We start from the raw sequence: 8,343 nt of genomic DNA, 5'->3' as shown, positions 1-8,343 counted from the left end.
CCTAAGTCATGTGTTAATTCAAACGTTTCCCGCCAGGATAGATCTTGTGGTAAAGCTTTTTCGTAAATTCCGAGTGCATTAGTTGTCATGATGCACATTCAACTCCTTTTTTAACTTGCTTAAATTAAAAAGGGTGTTAACGAACATCGCCGTTAACACCCTCCTTTTTTACTAAATTAACCCCAAATTTTATTAATTTCATCCTTAAATTTTTTGGCTTGTTCATGTGGATCGGCAGCTTCTCTAATATCGCGTCCAGCAATAAATGTATAAACTGGTACTCCTGCAAATAGCTGTAGTACTTCTGGATGAACGCCACCAGTAACTGAAACTTTAAAGCCCAGCTTGATTAAATTTTTAACATTAGCAACATCTTTTTCAGACCACTTTTGTCCTGCAAATTTAGCATCACGACTTTGGTGGTAGACAACTTGATGAATACCATGATCAAGCCATTCTTGCATTCTATTTTCGTCTTCCCAACCTTCATATAATTCCACCTGGACTTCAATTTCTTTTTGTGCATTGCTCATAGTTGGTACTGTTGCCGCATTAATGCACGTCATCCAATCTGCACCAGCTTGCTTGCATGACTGACCACACTTAGTCCCAGCGTCAGCACACTTAACATCAGCTAATACAATTTTTTCAGGAGCCATTGCTCGCAAAGCAGAAACTGCACTTAAACCATCGCGATAAATTAAAATTGTACCAGTTTCAACGACATCAATTTCATCTTTTACTTGACGTAAAACATTAATTGCTTGAGCAGTATTATCACAATCTAAAGCCACTTGTAATTTTGGTAAATCCATAATTGTCTCCTAATTCTTCTTAAACTTAGTAGGAATAGCTGAAGCATTTATTTTTTCTTCAACCTCAGCGGCAGAAATAACATTCTTGATACCAATTACTTCACCACCACGTTTTTTTACTTCATCAAACATATTAATGAAGGGAACTGAAGTAAATACCACATCATAGTTGCGAGCAATTCCCTTAGCTTCAGAAACAGACGTATGATCAGCCTGTGTAATTTGATACCCCAACTTTTCCAATGTTTTCTTGACAGTTCTCATTAACATCAAACTAGTACCTGAACCGTTGGCACATGCCGTTAAAATTTTCATACTATACCTTTCTTTCTAATCTTTTTTATTTAAATTTTGCCATGCGGAATAATCCTCAGTAATTAAGAAGTACCCTTCTGGATCGGCCCGATATTGCAATTGCGGAATAGCCAACAACAACAAAATAATCACAACTACACCTATCAAACCTAGATATTTCATAATAACTGTAAAGAATGGCCAAACCGTTGCCCAATCAAACATTCCAAGATAACCACCATATTTGGCCATACCAATCCAAGTTGCTATCAGTGCCGACCCAGCCACTTGAATCAAACCAGAAATAAAGGGCATAATCATGGCACACTTATAGCCCCCTCGATTATTTGAATATAAGCCAATTACAGCGTTATCAAAGAATAAAGGAATAAATCCTGCAATAACTAAGGTTGGCGAGTGGAACAACAATAATAAAATAATCATAGTAAATTGACCTAAAGCACCGAACATAAAGCCAATTGTTTGCGCATTCTGTGAACCAAAGCCCAAGGTTGCAGCCACATCAATTCCTGGAACTGCACCTGGCAACCAACGATCAGAAATTCCTGTAAAGGATTCCGTTAATTCATTAACAAAAGTCCTAACTCCCAACTGTAAAATTGCTAAGTAAACAGAAAATTGCAGGGCGGTCTGTAAAGTATAAAAAAGAAAACTTTGCCCTTTTTGCATAAAATGCGCCTTAATTAGATAATCAGGTCCTAAAACAACTAAAATTGCACCAATGAAGATTAACATTAAGATTGAAGTGGAAACCATATTATCGTTAAAAATAGACATAAAGCTCGGCAATTTGATATCTTCTAAGCGCTTACTTTTATTTTTATTAGTTTTGATTGAGTGTTTTTCAATTATTTCTGAAATTTTTGCAAAGAAATAAATACCAAACATTTGCTGATGCGCAACAGCAAATCCAGCACCTTCAGTCAACTCTTGCGTAATGCCAACAGTCAAATTAGAACCAACGGCCCAATATAAACCTAAAATCAGACTCATAATAGCTAAAATAGATAATCGATTTAAACTTGGAAAACAAAATAGAATTAACCAAAAAGCAGTTGCTGCTTGCTGGACTTGGACATTACCCGTGGTAAAGACCGCCCGTAATTTTGTATATTTTGAAAATTTAACCAACAAAATATTAATTACATATGCAAATAATAGCAATAACATAGTATCAGCAAACGAGCGCCCAAAGCGTTGCATAATTCCTGCATTAACCGCATTTTGTCCAAAATATGGATCAATTATCATCGCATTTAAATGAAAGCGTGCCTTTAAGCCAACTAGAATTGGCCTAAAAGTATTAACTAGTCCACCTGAACCAGCTACCAAAATAAAGTAACCGACAGTTGCTTTCAAAAAGCCTGACAAAACGTCATACCATTTTTTATGTTCTAAAATATAACCAATTAGAACAATAAAACCTATCATAAAGGCTGGCTGATTTAAAATATTAGTAGCAAAATAGCTCCAAACAGCCAATAAAGCATTCAAAATATTCTGCATTTTTATTTGCTCTTTTCTTTACTTGAATCATGTTTTTGAATAACTTTGCGATAATCTGCTAAATTTTTTACCTGACACAAATCTTCAATCATTCCTTCTTCCATTAGCAGATTAGATAGATTAGCAATATTTTTCATATGTGTTGCATTATCTTTTGCTGCTAACATAAAAAATAATTGTGCATCTTTTTCAGAATCATTATGATCGAAGGAAACTTTTTCGGGGAATATTGTTAACCCAATTCCGGTTCCTAGAACATCCAAACTGTCTGCTTGTGAATGTGGCATAGCAACTCCAGGTACGATAACAATATATGGACCATATTGTTTGATATCAGCAATTACCTGGTCAATATATTTATCGGTTACCAAATTATTCTTTTTCATTATTTCCCCGGAAATTCGAATCGCTTCTTGCCAGTCTTTAGGATGCTGTGAACTAATATTGATTAGATTATTTTCTAAAAAATAAGGTAGCATGATTTTCTCCTGCCATTAATACAATTATAATAATTCAGGGAATGGCAAGTCAGGATCATTTTTGAATGCATCATGGAAGCCGCGATCATACATATATTCATATTTATCTTTATCTTGTGGAAAATTAAATTCACCACCTACTTGCCAAATATAAGGTTTAAATCCGTATTGCAAACGATATCGCTTTCTCTCCCATAAAGCTAAAATATCTTTAGGATCACTATAAAAATTAGACCAAATATCATAGTGCATTGGAATAATAACTTGGGTATTCAACGCTTCAGCCATCCGTAAAACTTGTGAATCATCTAACTTATCTGTGATACCACGCGGATTTTCGCCATAAGCACATAAGGCAACATCAATTTTATTTTCATTACCATGTTTAACAAAAGTGTTAGAATAATGGGAGTCACCAGAATGATATAAATTTCCACCTGATGTTTTAACTAAATAGTTAACCGCTACCTTATCCATTTCAATCGGCATGGTTCCCGCTAATTTTACATTAGGGTCATCCTCAGTAACTAACTCGGTGCGATCAAAAGCTTCCAAAGCTTTTATTGTTGCTGCGCCAACTTCAACTTCATCTCCTGGCTTAACAACAGTAATTTTTTCTTTAGGAATACCCCAGTCAATCCATTCATCTGCTACCCCCTGTGGGCCGATAAATTTTGCATTGGGACAGTATTTATTAACACAAGCAGCAGTATAGATATCTAAATGATCATGGTGGGTATGTGTAACGCAAAGCGCATCTAAATCTTTAATTGCAAATGGGTCAATTACATAAGGTTTATTACGCATATTGGGTTGCATAGTCTCTGCACCAGTCATTCTCATCATTTGATGACCCTGACGCATTTTGCCATCACCATGTGTGTGTTTACCAGTACCATTCCACATGTCAATAGCAACATTGGTACCCTCATGTGTTTTTAGCCATGTTCCCATGCAGCCTAACCACCAAATTGCAAAAGATTTTTCTGGTACCTCTTTATTTGCAATTTGTTCGTTTAAGAAAGTTCCCCATTCAGGAAAATTATTTTCCGCAAATACAGCTGGTGTAACATCATTAATATTTTTAGGTTGAGCCATTTTGTTCCTCCTGTAAGACAATCTTGGTTTGTTTTCACGGTAAATTATATTGTTTATTGGTATCGCTTTCAATCGTATTTTATGATATTTATCTTTTTTTATGATATTTTTTTCAAATAAAAGTCGTTAATATTGATATTTTTTCATATTTTATGATAAAAATAGAGCGATAAAAAATTTATTGAGGAAATCTGCTAATGAAAAATTCATATCAAGAAATAAAAAATAGACGAAAACAAATTATTAATTTGCTCAATCATCAAAAGACGCTTTCTCTTAATGCACTTAGCGATAAATTAAATGTTTCAATAATGACCATGCGCAGGGATTGTAGTTATCTTGCTAATCAAGGTAAAGTTATACAAGACAAAGGACTGATAACTTTAGTTAAGCCAGAAGAAATACCATTAACAGATTCAGTCAGTTATATCAAACAATGCCTTGGCAAAGAAGCTGCAGCCCATATTGAAAAACATAGTTGGATTTTTATTAATTCAAGCACAACTGCCTTTGAAGCAATTCCTTATTTACTTAAAAAAGATGTTAATATTTTGACTAACAACGGCTATGCTGGAAACTTAGATATTCGAAAAAGTAATAGTAAAATAATCTTAAGCGGTGGTAATATCAGCCGCAAACTGATTATGAGTGGTGAATGGGCCGTGGATGCCTTTTTGAAAATTTATGCGGATTGGGCAATAATTGGTTGTGCTGGAATAAGCTTAACTCGTGGTATTTCTACGCCATTTATGGAAGAAGCAAAGGTCAATAAAGCTATTATTAAGCAAGCTAAAAAGCTGATTGTTGTTGCAGATTATAGTAAATTTAATCAATTTTCTAATTTTACAATTGGACAGATATCAGATATTGATTTATTGATTACCGATACTTTTACACCTAAAAAAACAATAGAAAAATTTATTAAGGCAGGGGTGCAAGTAATTCAAGTTAAACTATAAAAAAACGAGCATAAAAAGTCTTACCTTTTTATGCTCGTTTTTCAATTTGATTATTAAATAGCTATTATTCACTTAAAAACGCTAATATTTCTTGAATAGCATCATTCTTTTGACTTGATGACATTTTATCATCTTTAATAATTTCAATTGCATGCTGAACAACCGAAAGTAATTGCTGATCATTCTCATCATCGCTGGCTAAATAAGCAATTTTAAAATATGATTCTAAACTTTTAGTATTATTATCTCTTAAAGAACCTTCAATTAATTTTTTGAAGATAAGTTTCATATTGCGATTATTTTTTCGCTTTTCACGAACTTTTTCAAAATACGGTAAAAATAACGCAACACAAACTGCAGCAATTTCAGCAATTGCAGTAACCCACTCTGACAGTGGTCCAATTTCCATAATCTCACCTCTATATTTATTATACTAGGAATAATAAAGCTGGTAAATTTTTTATTTTAGGTATTAGCTAAAATTTAATTGCAGGACAAGAAGCTTTCGCCTCAGGCTAAGCAGAGTTCCATCAAAAAATAAATATTTATTGCATTAATACTGAAAATACGGCTAGTGATCTTTTTTTGAAAAAAGAACGCAAAAAATATAAGGTTGAAAGTATTCCGACATTAATAAAAATTAAAGATAAAAAATATTTTAAAGTGCTGAATCGTATGAAAGGGACTTTAAACTAATTTTTGACAAAGTATTATTAATGCATGTGCTTTTTTATGATTAGCTTGACCAAGAGCTATATTTATCTAAAATAATTTCAATTGATCTAATTGTGCAATTGGCTAGCCACGAAAAAAGGAAAGACTGAACTGACAGTCCTTCCTTTTGCTGTAGGGGGGAAAATTCATAAAGTGTTTTAACAAGCTTTTTTGTCTGGAAACGTACCACTTTGAAGTATAAACTATAATTTAGTAAATATATTATTTCTTTTTTATCATGAGGTATAAAAAATGAAAAAAAGTAAAAAATTAATAGTTAGTTTAGCAGCAGTTGCTTTGGCAACGGTGCCAGTAATTACCACTAATCTTAACCAAGCTCAGGCAGCACAAACCACTGACCAAACTCAAAATAAAATTGCAACAGACGGTACCTTAACATTAAACCACAATACCCGTATTTATAATAAAAAAGGTCAAAAATTATATTCTTACCAGAGAAGTAATGGGTTACTTAAAAAAGGTGCAACGATCAGCTATGTTGATAAACCACAAACAATAGCTGATCCAGATACAGTAAGATATTCATTCCATGATGATGACTGGAATTGGTTCTATTTGCCATATAAGACAATCAAAGGACAAGAATATTACAGCATTGGTCATGGTGGTTATGTGAAAGCAATAAATGTTGAAAAAGTTGATAATGATTATTTATACACTAATGAAATAACTGTTAAATTATCTGAAAAGGTTCCTGTAATGCAAGTTATTAATGGAAAAGCTAAAATAACAGGAAGATTAATTAATGCGGGGCAAACTGTAACCTTAAATGGTAAAACTTCTAATTTTGAACTATTTGGAGTCCATGAGGATGGTGACGGTGATAGTGGGGATTACATGATTAAAAATACAAATAATCAATTTATTAGATTGGATAATGGAACATTAAGAAAAGAATTATTACCATATAGTAATTTTATGAATGTTGTATTAACAGATAACGCCTATCTTTATACTGAAAATGGAGAAAAATATATTCATCATAATTCAGCTAGTGAAATAATTATTAATAAAACTAACGTAGCTTCAAGCATTTCTCCACAACTAAAAAAAGGATCAATTGAAGAAGTGACCAAAGCTGTTTATCTCTGGGTAGCTGAGGATCAACAAGTAGAATTGTTTTACCAATTAAAAAATGATTTATTATATCCAGAAGATAAAGTTGCTACGTTCATTAAAGCAGAAAGTTCTAAATATATTTATGGTCCACAGATAAAACCAAGTAATTCAAAACAAGATGTAATTAAATAATATTTTATAGTAGAAAAGTTGGTAAATTTCCGTCCTTACAACGTCAATTTACCAACTTTTTTTGTCATATTTATTTCTAGTAAATATTTAGATGATATCAAGGGAAGCAGCAGAACGATTTATGTAATTCCATGGGGAGCGCAAGACAAGTCACAGTGGGATTGAATAGATTTTTCTAAGACTGGTAATAATTCTGCAGATGCAGAAGCATATATTGATATTTCAGGTTATTATACTAAATTTGAAGCTTAACTCAATTGATGTTTATAGATTTACTTCTTAATCCAATTTTGCTTTCTAAAAGAGTCATATAGTTTTTTTACTATTATTTTTTCAAATTTTTCAAATTCAGGAATTTGATTCCCTCGATAACCTGACATGTTTAAAGCTTTTATAGCATTATCCATATTTTGTAAACCTTCTTCACTGTTACCAGACATATAAAGTATTGCTCCGTGATAAAGCTTTAATCGTATCATTTCAAATATAGAATCAGGTGAATCCAATAATGATTCAACTAGCGTAAAATATGTTGCTGCCATGTCTAACCTATCTCTTTTAATTAAAATTTCAATAGTATTTAACAAAGTTTCAGTCAATCCATTTTTATTCTCTGTAAGCGATAGGTACCTCATACCTTTTTGATATACGGACTTACTTAATAGTTCTATTATTTCCGTAGGTAAGAATGGAATAGCATTGGCATATAAAAGAAATTCATAATATGACCAATCCTCCACCCCAAATAAGTAATTTTTAATTGGTTCCCAATCACTAATATTAGGCTCTGTTTCATTTACTATAGTTGCATATAATCGACAAAGATAAATATTATGTTTATAACGTATATTTTTTTCTTTCTTGTATAATAATAATTCCGTTTCTTCCAAATTTTTTAGCATTACATTACTCTTAGCATCAACAGCGTCAGAAAGTCCTGATAAAAAAATATTTTGTGGGTGCTTTTCAAAATTATTTGCTTGGAGTAGAAATTCATCAATATCAACATTAATATAATCCAATATTTCTATTAGTTTTGAAAATGATATCTCACTTTCCCCACGTTCAAATTTCGATAAAAAAGCTGGTGTAACAGTATGACCAGCGGCTTGCTTTATAGTTACTCCCTTTGATTCTCGAATTTTTCTAAGTGATTCTCCAAATTTTTTCATTATTTCCCCTTAA

Annotated in this window: 9 protein-coding genes and 1 pseudogene; 2 read left to right on the top strand and 8 right to left on the bottom strand. The window is 32.4% G+C overall.

The genetic code is table 11. The features are described 5' to 3' along the window. The 6 genes and pseudogenes from F5ESL0230_RS08525 to ulaG form a co-directional block, all read right to left on the bottom strand. Positions 1-89 (bottom strand): annotated as a pseudogene (locus tag F5ESL0230_RS08525) (xylulose 5-phosphate 3-epimerase); the annotation flags it as partial. Between the two features lie 87 nt (positions 90-176). After that, the gene (locus F5ESL0230_RS00965; RefSeq protein ID WP_090093891.1) at positions 177-815 is read right to left on the bottom strand and encodes a 3-dehydro-L-gulonate-6-phosphate decarboxylase; all 639 of its coding nucleotides are present in this window, start codon (positions 813-815) and stop codon (positions 177-179) included. A gap of 9 nt (positions 816-824) precedes the next feature. Continuing rightward, a complete protein-coding gene (locus F5ESL0230_RS00960; protein WP_122021227.1) occupies positions 825-1,130 on the bottom strand; it encodes a PTS sugar transporter subunit IIB in 306 nt (101 codons plus the stop codon). A gap of 15 nt (positions 1,131-1,145) precedes the next feature. Continuing rightward, positions 1,146-2,636, bottom strand: a complete 1,491-nt coding sequence (locus F5ESL0230_RS00955; protein ID WP_122021226.1) for a PTS ascorbate transporter subunit IIC — start codon at positions 2,634-2,636, stop codon at positions 1,146-1,148. Between the two features lie 2 nt (positions 2,637-2,638). After that, entirely contained in the window at positions 2,639-3,115 is a 477-nt protein-coding gene (locus F5ESL0230_RS00950) for a PTS sugar transporter subunit IIA (RefSeq protein WP_122021225.1), read from the bottom strand. A gap of 24 nt (positions 3,116-3,139) precedes the next feature. Next, the gene (ulaG, locus tag F5ESL0230_RS00945; RefSeq protein ID WP_122021224.1) at positions 3,140-4,213 is read right to left on the bottom strand and encodes an L-ascorbate 6-phosphate lactonase; all 1,074 of its coding nucleotides are present in this window, start codon (positions 4,211-4,213) and stop codon (positions 3,140-3,142) included. Between the two features lie 197 nt (positions 4,214-4,410). On the opposite strand from ulaG, the gene F5ESL0230_RS00940 reads away from it, so the two are divergent. After that, positions 4,411-5,172: a DeoR/GlpR family DNA-binding transcription regulator gene (locus tag F5ESL0230_RS00940; protein WP_122021223.1), complete on the top strand. Its 762-nt coding sequence runs from the start codon at positions 4,411-4,413 to the stop codon at positions 5,170-5,172. A gap of 64 nt (positions 5,173-5,236) precedes the next feature. Here the strand turns inward: F5ESL0230_RS00940 and F5ESL0230_RS00935 are convergent, their stop codons facing one another. Then, the gene (locus F5ESL0230_RS00935; RefSeq protein ID WP_122021222.1) at positions 5,237-5,581 is read right to left on the bottom strand and encodes a hypothetical protein; all 345 of its coding nucleotides are present in this window, start codon (positions 5,579-5,581) and stop codon (positions 5,237-5,239) included. A gap of 557 nt (positions 5,582-6,138) precedes the next feature. Here F5ESL0230_RS00935 and F5ESL0230_RS00930 point away from each other — a divergent pair. Then, entirely contained in the window at positions 6,139-7,158 is a 1,020-nt protein-coding gene (locus F5ESL0230_RS00930) for an SLAP domain-containing protein (protein ID WP_122021221.1), read from the top strand. A 272-nt stretch (positions 7,159-7,430) separates the two neighbouring features. On the opposite strand, the gene F5ESL0230_RS00925 is transcribed toward F5ESL0230_RS00930, so the two are convergent. After that, a complete protein-coding gene (locus tag F5ESL0230_RS00925) occupies positions 7,431-8,330 on the bottom strand; it encodes a helix-turn-helix domain-containing protein (protein WP_122021220.1) in 900 nt (299 codons plus the stop codon). Positions 8,331-8,343 lie beyond the last annotated feature (13 nt).

This window comes from Lactobacillus sp. ESL0230 (assembly GCF_003692805.1).
Classification (GTDB): domain Bacteria; phylum Bacillota; class Bacilli; order Lactobacillales; family Lactobacillaceae; genus Lactobacillus; species Lactobacillus bombicola.
Note: the sequence above shows the minus strand (reverse complement) of the source record. Positions and strands in the feature narration are given on the sequence as shown.